Source organism: Citrobacter sp. S39 (genome assembly GCF_009495675.1).
Lineage (GTDB): Bacteria > Pseudomonadota > Gammaproteobacteria > Enterobacterales > Enterobacteriaceae > Citrobacter > Citrobacter freundii.
On sequence record NZ_CP045555.1, the window covers coordinates 1,473,479 to 1,488,082 of the forward strand.

The following is a 14,604-nucleotide window of genomic DNA, read 5'->3' on the forward strand; positions in this document are numbered from 1 at the left end:
CCGGGTAAGGCAAAGCCACCACCCGGCACAACAACAAAGATCGTCGGGAGAGTAAAATGAGTACTTCTACCCAGAGCATCCCGTGGTATCGCCATCTCAATCGGGCACAATGGCGGGCATTTTCCGCCGCCTGGCTGGGATATTTGCTTGATGGTTTCGATTTTGTGTTAATCGCCCTGGTGCTGACAGAAGTGCAGGGCGAATTCGGACTGACGACGGTGCAGGCCGCCAGCCTGATCTCGGCCGCCTTTATCTCCCGTTGGTTTGGCGGGTTAATGCTGGGGGCAATGGGCGACCGTTACGGACGCCGCCTGGCAATGGTCACCAGCATCATTCTGTTCTCCGTGGGGACGCTGGCCTGCGGCTTCGCGCCGGGCTACACCACCATGTTTATCGCCCGCCTGGTTATTGGTATGGGAATGGCGGGTGAGTACGGCTCCAGTGCAACCTATGTTATTGAAAGTTGGCCTAAACACCTGCGAAATAAAGCCAGTGGCTTCCTGATTTCCGGTTTCTCTGTTGGCGCGGTGATCGCCGCGCAGGTCTACAGCCTGGTGGTTCCAGTCTGGGGGTGGCGCGCGCTGTTCTTCATCGGCATTCTGCCAATTATCTTCGCCCTCTGGCTGCGTAAAAATATTCCGGAAGCGGAAGACTGGAAAGAGAAACACGAAGGCAAAGCGCCAGTGCGCACGATGGTGGATATTCTCTACCGGGGCGAGCATCGGGTAATTAATATTCTGATGACGATCGCCGCTGCAACCGCGCTGTGGTTCTGCTTTGCTGGCGACCTGCAAAATGCGGCTATAGTGGCGGTCCTCGGCCTGATATGTGCGTTTATTTTCATTAGCTTTATGGTGCAAAGCAGCGGGAAGCGCTGGCCGACGGGCGTCATGCTGATGGTGGTCGTACTATTCGCCTTCCTGTACTCGTGGCCGATTCAGGCACTGTTGCCAACCTATCTGAAAACCGAACTGCTGTACGATCCTTCCACGGTGGCCAGAGTGCTCTTCTTTAGCGGTTTTGGTGCGGCGGTCGGTTGTTGCGTCGGCGGTTTTCTTGGCGACTGGCTGGGTACGCGTAAAGCCTATGTCTGCAGTTTGCTGGCCTCGCAGTTGCTGATTATTCCGGTGTTTGCGATAGGCGGTTCAAACGTCTGGGTACTGGGTTTGCTGCTGTTTTTCCAGCAAATGCTCGGCCAGGGGATCTCCGGGATCTTACCAAAATTGATTGGCGGCTATTTCGATACCGACCAGCGTGCGGTGGGCCTGGGCTTCACCTATAACGTGGGCGCGCTGGGTGGGGCTCTGGCACCGATCATCGGCGCGCTGATTGCCCAACGTCTGGATCTGGGCACCGCGCTGGGATCGCTCTCTTTCGGTCTGACATTTGTGGTGATCCTGCTGATTGGTCTCGATATGCCGTCCCGCGTACAGCGCTGGCTGCGTCCTGAAGCGTTACGTACGCATGATGCCATTGATGGTCGACCGTTCAGCGGGGCTGTGCCGTTCGGCGGTGACAAAAGCACCATGGTGAAATCCAAAAGTTAATCCCATTGCCCGGTGTTGAACCGGGCAATTAGCGAAAGGGAAGAAGTATGTCGTTACTTGAGCAACGGGATAAAAAGCGTATCACCGCGATGCAGAAGGCGGTGTCATGACCACATTGGCAATGGATATCGGCGGTACCAAACTGGCTGCCGCGCTGTTAGACAGTAATCTGCAAATTCGCGAGCGGCGTGAATTGCCGACGCCCGCCAGCAAAACGCCGGAGGCGCTGCGCGCTGCGCTACAAGCACTGGTTGCACCGCTACAGGGGCGTGCTAATCGGGTGGCGATCGCCTCGACGGGGATTATCCGTGAGGGGGTTTTACTGGCGCTGAACCCGCATAACCTTGGCGGGTTGATGCATTTTCCGCTAACACAAACGCTGGAACAAATCACCGGCCTGCCGACGCTGGCAGTCAATGACGCACAGGCGGCGGCCTGGGCGGAATACCACGCTATGGCAGATGAGATAAGCGACATGGTGTTTATCACCGTGTCGACAGGCGTCGGCGGCGGCGTGATCAGCAGCGGCAAGTTACTCACCGGGTCTGGTGGTCTGGCTGGGCACTTAGGACATACGCTGGCGGATCCCAATGGACCGGCCTGCGGCTGCGGACGTGTGGGCTGCGTCGAGGCGATTGCTTCCGGTCGAGGGATCGCGGCTGCAGCCGAAGGTACGCTTGCTGGATGCGACGCCAAAACCATTTTTAGCCGCGCCGGGCAAGGAGATGAGCAGGCAAGCAGGTTGATCCATCGCTCGGCGCGTACTTTGGCAAGGCTTATCGGCGATGTGAAGGCCACGACCGATTGCCAGATTGTGGTGATTGGCGGCAGCGTTGGGCTGGCTGAAGGATATCTGGCGCTGGTTGAACATTATCTGGCACAAGAGCCCTTGGCCTATCACGTGGAATTACTGGCGGCGCATTACCGCCATGACGCTGGATTACTGGGGGCCGCGCTGTTGGCCCAGGGAGAATGATGATGATATCAGATGAGTTGCGTTCACTGCCTTCTGCCGGATTACATCCGGTCTTACAGCAGGCATTAACGCTTGCCATTGCGGCGAATCCGCAGGAGAAAACGCCAGGGCGCTACGCGTTGCAGGGCGATACTATTTTTATGAATGTCATGCAGTTTGCGACGCAGAGCCCAGAGCAAAAGAAAGCGGAACTGCATCAGCAGTACATTGATATTCAGGTGCTGTTGTCTGGCGAAGAACGCATTCTGTTCGGGATGACCGATTCTGCTCGCCAGTGCGATGAGATGCATGTTGAGGATGACTATCAGTTGTGCAGCGAGATTGCCGATGAGCAGGCGATCGTACTGAAGCCGGGAAGATTTGCGATTTTTATGCCGGGCGAGCCGCATAAACCGGGCTGTATGGTGGGGGGGCCGGGGGAAATCAAAAAGGTCGTGATCAAGGTGCGCGCCAGCTTATTACAAGCCTGACGATGAGAGACCGTGTCGGATGGCAAGGCTTGCGCCATCCGACACTGGATAGAACAACTTAGCGCTTAAACGTCACCGCTTCCGGCTGCGCCAGATGCAGCGTGGTCTGGCTTGGCACTGTCTCAGCAATGACTCGCCCGTGACGAATGGAATAACGTGCAGGCGTCTGGCGACGAACCGCGTCAAATCCATTTTCTGCCGCTAAAATCACCAGATTTCCGGAGTTTCCCACGTTCAGACCGTAATCCTGCAGGTGCAGGGTTTTCGCACTGTGGGTGGTAACCAGGTTCAGCCCATCGTTGATTTGTCCGTATCCCATCAGCTGACACACATGTAATCCCATATGCAGTACCTGCAGCATATTGGCGGTGCCCAGCGGATACCACGGGTCGAAGACGTCATCATGGCCGAAGCAGACGTTGATCTCCGCTTCCAGCATCTCTTTGACGCGCGTTACGCCGCGACGTTTAGGATACGTATCAAAGCGCCCTTGCAGGTGAATATTTACCAGTGGGTTCGCGACAAAGTTAATGCCGGACATTTTCAACAGGCGAAAGAGGCGGGAAGCATACGCGCCGTTATAGGAATGCATTGCCGTGGTATGACTGGCGGTCACGCGTTCGCCCATATTGTCACGATGCGCCAGCGCCGCGACGGTTTCAACAAAGCGTGACTGCTCATCGTCAATTTCGTCGCAGTGCACATCGATAAGCCGATCGTATTTCTGCGCCAGAGCGAAAATTTTGTGCAGCGACTCAACGCCATATTCACGCGTAAATTCAAAGTGGGGGATCGCGCCAATGACGTCTGCGCCCAAACGCACGGCTTCCTCTAATAGCGCTTCACCGTTGGGGTAAGAAAGAATGCCCTCTTGCGGGAACGCGACAATTTGCAGCTCTACCCACGGCGCGACTTCTTGCTTCACCTCCAGCATGGCTTTCAGTGCAGTCAGCGTCGGATCGGAAACGTCAACGTGCGTGCGGACATACTGGATGCCGTTGGCCATCTGCCACTTCAGCGTCTGCATGGCGCGCGCTTTGACGTCTTCGTGCGTGAGCATTGCCTTACGTTCGGCCCAACGCTCAATGCCTTCAAATAACGTACCAGACTGGTTCCAGCTCGGCTCGCCTGCGGTTTGCGTGGTGTCCAGATGGATATGTGGCTCAACGAACGGTGGAATGGCCAGGCCGCCTTCGGCATCAAGCACTTCGCCCTGCGGTAACGTGGCGGTGTCCTGTGGCTCAATCCGGCTGAAGCGCCCGTTTTCAATCGTGAGCTGCCACAATCCTTCGCGTCCCTGTAAACGTGCCTGACGAAGGGTGATGTTATTATTCTGCATGGCTGACCTCTGGTGATTTAGCAAGGCTGCGATTAAAAAGTGGATTCAGCAGGATATAGCTGAATACGCCGCCAAGTACGGCGTTGACGGGCACAATACCGGGAATATAGTGACCTGCGGCAATGCCCAATGCAACGGACAGGATCGCTATCCAGTTTACGGAAATAAATTGCGCTTTGCTGAAGTCGGCATAGCGACGATGGTTCAGCAGATAGTCGGCGATGATCACCCCGCCAATCGGGGGAATTGCTGCCGACAGAAAAGTCAGCCAACCGACAAAGTTATTGTAAAGCCATAGCGCGCACAATGTGCCGATAATACCGTTAGCCACCGACAGCGTACGGCTGGAAAGGCCGGTAATATTGGCAAATCCCAGACCTGAGGCATACAGCGCATTGTCGTTAGTCGTCCAGATGTTCAGACCGAGCACTACAATCGCGGGCAGCAGTAGTCCCTGGGCAATCATCACATCAGAGATATCCGCCTGTCCAACCGCAGCCGCGCCCGCAGCGCCGAAGATGAACATCAAGGAGTTGCCAAGGAAAAACGCCACCATGGCAATCAGCACCGCGCCTTTGGCGTTGCGACCAAAGCGCACGAAGTCGGCGGTTAATGTTCCTGCGCTGACAAACGAACCGACCACCAGCGCCAGGGCGGTGGAGAAATTCAGCGGCGTCTGCGGCACTATCGCTTTTAAATGGTCTAAACCGCCGACATCACTCACCGCCAGCCAGACGGAGTAGCTGCCAAGAACGACGATGGCAGGCACGGCGATGATAGATAAAACGGTCAGCGCCGAGATGCCAAAAAAGATGGTCAGGGTCATCAACAGACCGGAAACCGCAATCAGGATATTGACGTCAATTCCTGTCGCTTTGCCCACCGGGATAGCAAACATAGCCACACCCACGCCAAACCAGCCTACCTGCGTACCGCCTAACAACAGTGAGGGAAGCCATGAACCTTTCAAACCAAATGAGTAACGCGCCAGAAGGTGGGTTGAGAGCCCTGTTTTTGCGCCGATAAAACCGAGAAATGCAGTGTAAATACCGAGGAGAAGATTACCGAAGAGAACTGCCAGGAAGAAATCATTATAGGAAAGACCGGTACCGAGTGTGCCACCGGTCCACATACTGGCGGAAAAAAATGTAAGCCCCAACATGACAAATGTTAGTGGAACCACGCCTTTCCGCGCCGCCAGAGGGACGGGGCCCTGGCTATAATTGTTGTCCTGCGACACAACGCCTCCATGAATTTTGCCCAAAAAATCCGCCGCATAATATACAGTTCTCAGAATAAAGCAAACGATTACGTATAATCTTTACATGGTTATTATTTATGGTGTTGATGATTGCGTTGATTTTCCTTGGTCGACAGTTAACCCGCGTCTGTGAGTTGAGTTCCCAGCATGGTTTGTGAACGAATGAGCTCGTCTGCAAGTAATTTTTCATCAGGTAGCTGTACTTTGTACTCGCTCGCCTGGATGGTATTCGGTAGGCCGTTCAACGCGTAGTGCGCTTCCCCCGCCCCTTTTCCTGCGCACAGAATCAGCCCGACTGGCGGATTTTCCCCCGGTATCGTCCAATGTTCTTTGGCATAGTTCAGATACATATTCATCTGCCCGGCATCCGCATAGCTGAATTTGCCTACTTTTAGATCAACGAGCAACAGGCAGCGTAAACGACGATGAAAGAACAGCAGATCGACGCGGAACCAGTTATCGTCAATGCGCAATCGACGCTGACGGCCAACAAAAGCAAAATCGTCGCCGAGCTCCAGCATAAAGTCCATCAGGTGATTGATCAGCGCCTCTTCAAGATCCGATTCTGAATACTCATCCTTGAGGCCAAGAAACTCCAGAATGAACGGATCGCGGATGGCCTTTTCAGGCAAGACTTCAGGCTCCGTCGGGACTGCCTTCTGCAACATGGCGGATTTGTCGCGGGACAACAGCGTCCGCTCATAAAACTGAGTGGCAATTTGTCGATTGAGCTGCCGTACTGACCAGCCGTTACGGAGAGTCTCTTTCTCATAAAAAGTGCGGGCATCGGCATTTTTAACAGACAAGAGGCGGACATACGCCGACCAGGGTAGTGGGAATGTTTTGGCGAGTTGTATGAGATTTTGAGATTCACCAGACAGTGTCTGCTGAATCTCAATTTGTTGAAAATAAAGATAAAACATACGCATTTGCCGTATGTTTACCATGGAAAACCCCCGTTTATAGCGTTGGTTTAGATCCACTGACAGCCGTTCAATAAGCTGAGCGCCATAGGCTGCCCGGGATTCACCACCTTGCTCAAATTCAACAATTCGTCGACCAATTTCCCAGTAGGTCGCCGTCATTAGTGCATTGATACTACGGACAGTTTCTGTCCGCGCGGTGTCCAGTAGTCGAACAATTCCGTTATGGATTTGCTGATAGTCATCTGCATCCTGAAGTGACGTCGGCGTGGTCATACTTCATCCCTTTCGTGAAAGTTACGGTGTAAAAATATTCCGCGATCAATACGCCCGGGTGCTGAAGTGGTCAATCCACGTTCTACTAATTACAAAGACTTGCAGTCTTAATTGCGAGTAGCTTTCAAAGAATGGTGGAGAAATACGGAGAAAAAAAGCCCCTGTCGACAAACGTGAACAGGGGCCAGAGAAGGCTCTTTTACACTTCCAGGTAATTCAGAATCCCGTCTGCCGCTTTACGACCTTCGGCAATCGCGGTGACCACCAGATCCGAACCGCGCACGATGTCGCCACCGGCGAAGATTTTCGGGTTGCTGGTCTGGAAAGCGTTGTCGCTACGTTCCGGGGCAATAATGCGCCCCTGTGAATCCAGTTCGACGCTGTGCTCTTTCAACCATTCCATGCTATGTGGGCGGAAACCAAACGCCAGGACCACGGCATCAGCCGGAACAACGTGCTCGGAGCCAGCGACGATCTCCGCACGGCGACGCCCCTTCGCATCCGGTTCGCCCATTTCAGTACGCGCCATTTTCACGCCGCACACTTTCCCGTTGGCATTCACTTCCACACCTAAAGGCTGGACGTTGAACTGGAACTCGACGCCTTCTTCGCGCGCGTTTTTCACTTCGCGTTTCGAACCCGGCATGTTCTCTTCATCGCGACGATAGGCGCAGATAACGTGTGATGCTTCCTGACGTACGGAGGTGCGCACGCAGTCCATCGCGGTATCGCCACCGCCGAGCACGACGACACGTTTGCCTTCCATGCTGATGTATGGCTCATTGCTGCTTTCGCCAAAGCCCATCAACTGTTTGGTATTGGCAATCAGGAACGGCAGGGCATCAAACACGCCATCAGCGTCTTCGTTTTCCAGCCCGCCGCGCATCGACTGATAGGTTCCTACGCCAAGGAACACGGCGTCGTAATCCTTCAGCAAATCGTTGAGCTGTACGTCACGGCCTACTTCCACGTTCAGTTTGAACTCAATGCCCATGCCGGTGAAGATTTCACGGCGACGGGTCATGACCTCTTTTTCCAGCTTGAAGGCTGGGATACCGAAGGTCAGCAAGCCGCCGATTTCCGGGTGACGGTCAAAGACCACCGCCTTCACGCCGTTGCGGGTCAGCACATCAGCGCACGCCAGACCTGCAGGACCGGCACCGATAATGGCGACGCGCTTGTCCGTCTGGCGAACACCGGTCATATCCGGACGCCAGCCCATCTCAAACGCTTTGTCGTTGATATAGCGTTCAATATTGCCGATGGTCACCGCGCCGAACTCATCGTTCAGCGTACAGGAACCCTCACACAGACGGTCCTGCGGACACACGCGCCCGCAGACTTCCGGCAGGGTGTTGGTCTGATGTGACAGCTCAGCCGCTTCAAAAATACGTCCCTCATTCGCCAACTTCAGCCAGTTCGGGATGTAGTTATGCACCGGGCACTTCCACTCGCAGTACGGGTTACCGCAGGACAGGCAGCGATCTGCCTGTGCTTTAGCTTGGCCTTCGGAAAACGGCTCGTAAATCTCGATAAACTCGATCTTGCGGATCTTCAGCGGCTTCTTCGGCGGATCAACACGCTGCAGGTCGATAAATTGGTATACGTTCTGACTCATTGCTGCTACCCCTTACTGCGCCTGCACACGCAGCTCTGCTGCGCTACGACTACGGTGACCCAACAGTGCTTTCACATCACTGGATTTTGGTTTTACCAGCGCGAATTTCGCCGAGAATGCTGGCCAGTTCGCCAGGATCTCTTCGCCGTGAGAAGAGCCGGTATGCTGTACGTGCTCGGTAATCAGGCCACGCAGGTGCTCTTCGTGGATCGCCAGCGAGTCCACGCTCAGCACTTCGACCAGTTCCGGGTTTACGCGTTTGCGGAATTCACCGTCTTCATCGAGCACGTAGGCGAATCCGCCGGTCATGCCCGCGCCAAAGTTAACGCCGGTTTTGCCGAGAATACAGACGATGCCGCCGGTCATGTATTCACAGCCGTTGTCGCCAATACCTTCAACCACGGTGATTGCGCCGGAGTTACGTACTGCAAAGCGCTCACCCGCACGACCCGCAGCAAACAGGCGACCACCGGTGGCGCCATACAGGCAGGTGTTACCGATGATGCTCGCTTCATGGCTACGGAAAGCAGAGCCAACCGGAGGACGCACTGCCAGCAGGCCACCCGCCATGCCTTTACCGACATAGTCGTTGGCATCGCCGGTCAGATACAGCTCCACGCCGCCCGCGTTCCACACGCCAAAGCTCTGGCCTGCAGTACCGCTGAAGTGCGCTTTGATCGGGTCAGACGCCAGCCCCTGATCGCCATGCGTCTGAGCGATATAGCCCGACAGCGATGCGCCGACGGAACGGTCGGTGTTGCGGATATCGAACCAGAAGGTTTTGCTCTGGCGCTCGTCGACGAACGGCTTCGCCTGCTGCAACAGCTGGGCGTTCAGCACGCCATTATCAAACGGCGGGTTGTTCTCGGTGCAATGCAGCGCTTTACCAGGATGCGGTTCGGCTGTTTCCAGCAGACGAGACAGCTCCAGCTTTTGCTGCTTGGCGGTAAACCCTTCCAGCTCTTTGAGCAGATCGGTGCGGCCAATCAGGTCGACCAGGCGGGTGACGCCCAGCTCGGCCATCAGCTCGCGCACTTCACGGGCGATAAATTCAAAGTAGTTGGTCACTTTGAACGGCAGGCCGTGATAGTGGTTCTTACGCAGTTTCTCATCCTGAGTTGCAACACCGGTTGCGCAGTTGTTCAGGTGGCAAATACGCAGATATTTACAGCCCAGCGCCACCATCGGGCCGGTACCGAAGCCAAAGCTTTCTGCACCCAGAATTGCCGCTTTAATGATATCGACGCCGGTTTTCAGACCGCCATCGACCTGCAGACGAATCTTGTGACGCAGACCGTTAGCCACCAGCGCCTGCTGGGTTTCCACCAGGCCGAGTTCCCACGGGCAGCCCGCATATTTCACTGATGAGAGCGGGCTTGCGCCAGTGCCGCCATCGTAGCCAGCAATGGTGATCAGATCCGCATAGGCTTTCGCTACGCCAGTGGCGATGGTACCAACGCCTGGTTCGGAAACCAGCTTCACCGAGATCATCGCCTTCGGGTTGACCTGTTTCAGGTCGAAAATCAGCTGCGCTAAATCCTCGATAGAGTAGATATCGTGGTGCGGCGGCGGGGAGATCAGCGTCACGCCCGGTACGGAATAGCGTAGTTTGGCGATGTACGGGGTGACTTTATCACCCGGTAACTGACCACCTTCGCCAGGTTTCGCGCCCTGAGCGACTTTAATCTGAATGACATCGGCATTGACCAGGTATGCCGGGGTTACGCCAAAGCGACCGGAAGCAACCTGCTTAATCCGTGACACTTTATTGGTGCCATAGCGCGCCGGGTCTTCGCCGCCTTCACCGGAGTTCGAATTGCCGCCGATGCTGTTCATGGCTTCGGCCAGCGCTTCGTGTGCTTCCGGGCTTAATGCGCCGATAGACATGGCGGCGGTATCAAAGCGTTTAAACAGTTCGGTCGCGGGTTCTACTTCGCTAATGCTTACGGCTTCATCGCCAGGCGTAATCGCCAGCAGATCGCGCAGCGTGGCCGCCGGACGCTCATTAACCAGCTTGGCGTATTCCTGATAGTCGCTGTACTCGCCGCTTTGTACCGCCTGCTGCAGAGTGCGTACCACGTCCGGGTTGTAGGCGTGGTATTCGCCGCCGTGGACGTACTTCAGCAAACCGCCCTGGCTGATAGGTTTACGCGCCAGCCATGCATGTTTGGAGAGGTTCAGCAGATCCTGCTGGAAGTCGGTAAACCCTGCACCGCTAATACGGCTGACCACGCCCTGGAAGCACAACGCAACCACATCATCGTGCAGACCAACGGCTTCAAACAGCTTCGAGCAGCGGTAGGAGGCAATGGTCGAGATGCCCATTTTGGACATGATTTTGTACAGACCTTTGTTGATGCCGTTACGGTAGTTCAGCATCACGGTCCGGTAATCTTTGGCAATCGCCTGAGTGTCGATCAGACGTCCCAATGTTTCATACGCGAGATACGGATAGATTGCCGTCGCGCCAAAACCGAGCAGGACGGCAAAATGGTGCGGATCGCGGGCACTGGCGGTTTCAACGATGATGTTGGCGTCGCAGCGCAGGCTTTGTTCTACCAGACGCGTTTGCACTGCGCCCACGGCCATCGGCGCCGGAACCGGCAGACGATTTTTAGCGATGTTGCGGTCAGAGAGTACCAGCAGTACCGTGCCGTTGCGCACCATCTGTTCCGCCTTATCGCACAATGCTTTGACGGTCTCTTCGAGCGTAGTTTCGGTCGCGTCGAAGGTGATATCCAGACGGTCAGCGCGATAATGCTCCTCTTTCATGGTGGTAAGCTGGGTGAAATCGGAGTACAGCAGGATCGGCGATTTAAAGCTCAGGCGGTGTGCCTGACCTTCGGCTTCGCAGAAGACGTTCATCTCACGACCGATGCTGGTGGCCAGCGACATAACGTGCGCTTCACGCAGCGGATCGATCGGCGGGTTAGTCACCTGCGCGAACTGCTGGCGGAAGTAGTCATAAATGATGCGCGGCTGGCTGGAGAGTACGGCAAACGGGGTATCGTCACCCATTGAACCGACCGCTTCCTGGCCATTTTCGCCGAGCACGCGGATCACGGAATCCAGCTCTTCAGCGCTGTAGTTAAACTGTTTCTGATAGCTGGCGAGGGTGTCATCGTCCAGTTCACGGCTGCCGACCTGATCGTCAGCCAGGTCTTCGAACGGCACCAGACGGCGGACGTTTTTCTCCATCCACTCTTTGTATGGGTGACGGCTTTTCAGGTCATCATCGGTTTCGGCGGAGTGGAGAATGCGCCCGCTGCGAGTATCGATAACCATCAGCTCGCCAGGGCCGACGCGGCCTTTCTCTACCACTTCATCCGGCTGATAATCCCAGATCCCGACTTCAGAGGCGCAGGTAATCAGCTTGTCTTTGGTGATGACGTAGCGTGCCGGACGCAAGCCGTTACGGTCAAGGTTACAGGCGGCAAAGCGGCCGTCGGACATGACGATGCCCGCCGGGCCGTCCCACGGTTCCATGTGCATGGAGTTAAAGTCAAAGAACGCGCGCAGCTCCGGATCCATATCCGGGTTGTTCTGCCATGCCGGTGGAACCAGTAAGCGCATGGCGCGGATGATGTCCATCCCGCCTGCCAGCAGCAGTTCCAGCATGTTATCCATCGAACTGGAGTCTGAGCCGGTTTCGTTAACAAACGGCGCGGCGTCGTGCAGATCCGGGATCAACGGGGTCTGGAACTTATAGGTACGGGCGCGCGCCCATTGGCGGTTGCCGGTGATGGTGTTGATTTCACCGTTGTGCGCCAGATAGCGGAACGGCTGCGCCAGCGGCCAGCGCGGTACGGTGTTGGTGGAGAAGCGCTGGTGGAACAGGCAGATGGCCGATTCCAGACGCAGGTCTGCCAGGTCCAGGTAGAAGCGCGGCAGATCCGCCGGCATACACAGACCTTTATAGATATTGACCAGGTTCGACAAGCTACAGACGTAGAAATCTTTGTCTTGCAGGAGGCGTTTTTCGATACGACGACGCGCGATGAACAGGCGACGCTCCATATCACGCGGACGCCAGCCCGCAGGGGCGTTAACAAAAATTTGCTCGATACGAGGCAGGGAGGAGAGCGCAATTTCACCGAGAACACCTTCGTTGGTCGGCACGTCGCGCCAGCCGACAATCGACAGGGTCTCCTGCTGTAATTCTTCTTCAACAATGCGACGAGAAGCCGCAGCCAGTTCAGGGTCTTTATTTAAAAAGATCATGCCGACGGCGTAGTTTTTGGCTAAACGCCAGCCGCGCTCTTGCGCCACGATGCGGAAAAAGCGGTCAGGTTTTTGTAACAGCAGGCCGCAACCATCGCCGGTTTTTCCATCGGCAAGAATTGCGCCACGGTGCTGCATACGGGCCAGTGCGTGTATGGCGGTACGCACTACCTTGTGGCTAGGTTCGCCTTCTATGTGGGCGATCAGGCCGAAACCACAGTTATCCCTCTCAAGGGATTTATCGTACAACATATCAGTGAACCTCCCCAGGCTCTGAGGGATTCCCATCTGGACCGTTGCGCACGGGCACACCAAGAGCATGGCGACGGGGTTTGCGTGTCATACGCTTACCTCGCATTCGCCCTCTTTATCCTTTTTGCACAGGTCAAACAAGTTTGAGGACTTGCTTCAGAGGGAATCTCAATTACTGCATAAATATGATGAGCAGACTGCTCATCCAGAAAGCTTCCAGCGGATTTCCAAGTTATCGGGAATCCACACACAGGTCAAATGGCAATCTTATTTATGCAAAAATGTGCTATAGGGCAATTAACTTTATGAAAATATTGAAATAAAAGGGTTTTTTACATTGATTTAACCTAAGAGGAATCCCCCTGGAAGTGTGATCTGTCTCACTGTCAGAAAGGCTGGATATCCCCCGTCTTCCCTTTATTTATCGAGATGACTGGCATTTTATGCTGGTTTTTAGAGTTCAGGCGTCTTAAAGATACTGTTTTTACGCTCAGAGTATAAGAAGATAAAAAAAACCGCTGAATATAAGGAAAAGTAATTAGATTTTGAGTGAATGAAATTTCAATTATTTTGATTTGTTATGCAATAAATAAAGGCTCGCCAGGGCGATTGATCCAGGTCATCGCCGACTGGGGCAAAAAATGGCAGGCTTTGGCCTCTTTTCAAGGCGCGGTCTACCAGATTATGCAGTTACAGAAATTAGTCAATATGTTTGGTGGGGATCTTTCTCGCCGTTATGGGCAAAAGGTTCATAAACTCACGCTGCACGGCGGCTTTAGCTGTCCAAATCGTGATGGCACCATCGGACGTGGCGGATGTACTTTCTGTAATGTCGCCTCGTTTGCCGATGAAACTCAGCAGCATCATTCCATTGCCGAGCAACTTGAGCATCAGGCGCAGTTGGTCAATCGCGCCAGACGCTATCTGGCCTATTTCCAGGCCTATACCAGCACCTTTGCTGAAGTACAGGTGCTGCGTTCGATGTATCAGCAGGCGGTCAGCCAGGCCAGTATCGTCGGGTTATGCGTTGGGACGCGCCCCGACTGCGTGCCGGATGCGGTACTCGATCTGCTTTGCGAGTATAAAGACCTGGGTTATGAGGTATGGCTGGAACTTGGTCTGCAAACCGCACATGACAAAACCCTGCACCGTATTAACCGCGGTCATGATTTTGCCTGCTACCAGAACACCACGCGGCTGGCGCGTGAACGCGGGCTGAAAGTATGTTCGCACCTGATTGTCGGTCTGCCGGGAGAAGGGCAGGCAGAATGCCTGCAAACCATGGAACGTGTGGTGGAGACGGGTGTCGACGGTATTAAGCTGCATCCGCTGCATATTGTGAAAGGCAGTACGATGGCGAAAGCCTGGGAAGCCGGGCGGCTGAACGGAATTGAACTGGACGATTATACGGTTACCGCCGGGGAGATGATCCGCCATACGCCGCCAGAGGTGATTTATCATCGCATTTCCGCCAGCGCGCGTCGCCCAACGTTGTTAGCACCGCTATGGTGTGAAAATCGCTGGACTGGGATGGTTGAACTGGATAAGTACCTTAACGAGCACGGCGTGCAAGGCTCGGCGCTGGGTACGCCATGGGTGCAGCCGGTGATCTAACCCTCGTAGGCCGGATAAGGCAAAGCCGACATCCGGCAATCTGCGCCTGCTTGCCTGATGGCGCTTAGCTTATCAGGCCTACGATTAACCTCTCTACGGTCATTTCA

9 protein-coding genes are annotated in these 14,604 nt (G+C 54.9%); 4 read left to right on the top strand and 5 right to left on the bottom strand.

What is annotated here, in order from left to right; all coding sequences use genetic code 11:
- The first annotated feature begins 56 nt into the window (after positions 1 to 56).
- The 3 genes from GFB57_RS06980 (at position 57) to nanQ (ending at position 2,993) form a co-directional block, all read left to right on the top strand.
- Positions 57 to 1,547, top strand: a complete 1,491-nt coding sequence (locus GFB57_RS06980) for an MFS transporter (RefSeq protein WP_290366949.1) — start codon at positions 57 to 59, stop codon at positions 1,545 to 1,547.
- Between the two features lie 106 nt (positions 1,548 to 1,653).
- Positions 1,654 to 2,523 carry an N-acetylmannosamine kinase gene (gene nanK, locus GFB57_RS06985; protein WP_003025116.1) on the top strand — a complete coding sequence of 290 codons (870 nt, stop codon included), beginning with the start codon at positions 1,654 to 1,656 and terminating at the stop codon, positions 2,521 to 2,523.
- A 2-nt stretch (positions 2,524 to 2,525) separates the two neighbouring features.
- On the top strand, positions 2,526 to 2,993 hold the full coding sequence (nanQ, locus tag GFB57_RS06990; RefSeq protein WP_003025108.1) for an N-acetylneuraminate anomerase: 468 nt from the start codon (positions 2,526 to 2,528) through the stop codon (positions 2,991 to 2,993).
- A gap of 58 nt (positions 2,994 to 3,051) precedes the next feature.
- Here the strand turns inward: nanQ and GFB57_RS06995 are convergent, their stop codons facing one another.
- The 5 genes from GFB57_RS06995 to gltB form a co-directional block, all read right to left on the bottom strand.
- Complete coding sequence (locus GFB57_RS06995) at positions 3,052 to 4,332, bottom strand: cytosine deaminase (protein WP_003025105.1); 1,281 nt, start codon at positions 4,330 to 4,332, stop codon at positions 3,052 to 3,054.
- On the bottom strand, positions 4,322 to 5,572 hold the full coding sequence (codB, locus tag GFB57_RS07000) for a cytosine permease (protein WP_003844832.1): 1,251 nt from the start codon (positions 5,570 to 5,572) through the stop codon (positions 4,322 to 4,324). The genes GFB57_RS06995 and codB overlap by 11 nt, the downstream gene beginning before the upstream one ends.
- A 137-nt stretch (positions 5,573 to 5,709) precedes the next feature.
- Positions 5,710 to 6,792, bottom strand: a complete 1,083-nt coding sequence (locus GFB57_RS07005; protein ID WP_003025099.1) for a PDDEXK nuclease domain-containing protein — start codon at positions 6,790 to 6,792, stop codon at positions 5,710 to 5,712.
- Between the two features lie 199 nt (positions 6,793 to 6,991).
- Positions 6,992 to 8,410 carry a glutamate synthase small subunit gene (locus tag GFB57_RS07010; protein ID WP_003025096.1) on the bottom strand — a complete coding sequence of 473 codons (1,419 nt, stop codon included), beginning with the start codon at positions 8,408 to 8,410 and terminating at the stop codon, positions 6,992 to 6,994.
- A gap of 12 nt (positions 8,411 to 8,422) precedes the next feature.
- Complete coding sequence (gltB, locus tag GFB57_RS07015) at positions 8,423 to 12,883, bottom strand: glutamate synthase large subunit (RefSeq protein WP_003025093.1); 4,461 nt, start codon at positions 12,881 to 12,883, stop codon at positions 8,423 to 8,425.
- Between the two features lie 684 nt (positions 12,884 to 13,567).
- On the opposite strand from gltB, the gene GFB57_RS07020 reads away from it, so the two are divergent.
- Entirely contained in the window at positions 13,568 to 14,497 is a 930-nt protein-coding gene (locus GFB57_RS07020; RefSeq protein WP_003025090.1) for a TIGR01212 family radical SAM protein, read from the top strand.
- The last annotated feature ends 107 nt before the right edge of the window (positions 14,498 to 14,604 follow it).

Bases quoted from the DNA above. Each gene is read 5' to 3' on its own strand.
- GFB57_RS07005 (WP_003025099.1), bottom strand. From the start codon at position 6,792: ATGACCACGCCGACGTCACTTCAGGATGCAGATGACTATCAGCAAATC.
- GFB57_RS06995 (WP_003025105.1), bottom strand. From the start codon at position 4,332: ATGCAGAATAATAACATCACCCTTCGTCAGGCACGTTTACAGGGACGC.
- nanQ (WP_003025108.1), top strand. From the start codon at position 2,526: ATGATATCAGATGAGTTGCGTTCACTGCCTTCTGCCGGATTACATCCG.
- GFB57_RS07020 (WP_003025090.1), top strand. From the start codon at position 13,568: ATGCAGTTACAGAAATTAGTCAATATGTTTGGTGGGGATCTTTCTCGC.
- GFB57_RS07010 (WP_003025096.1), bottom strand. From the start codon at position 8,410: ATGAGTCAGAACGTATACCAATTTATCGACCTGCAGCGTGTTGATCCG.
- nanK (WP_003025116.1), top strand. From the start codon at position 1,654: ATGACCACATTGGCAATGGATATCGGCGGTACCAAACTGGCTGCCGCG.
- gltB (WP_003025093.1), bottom strand. From the start codon at position 12,883: ATGTTGTACGATAAATCCCTTGAGAGGGATAACTGTGGTTTCGGCCTG.
- GFB57_RS06980 (WP_290366949.1), top strand. From the start codon at position 57: ATGAGTACTTCTACCCAGAGCATCCCGTGGTATCGCCATCTCAATCGG.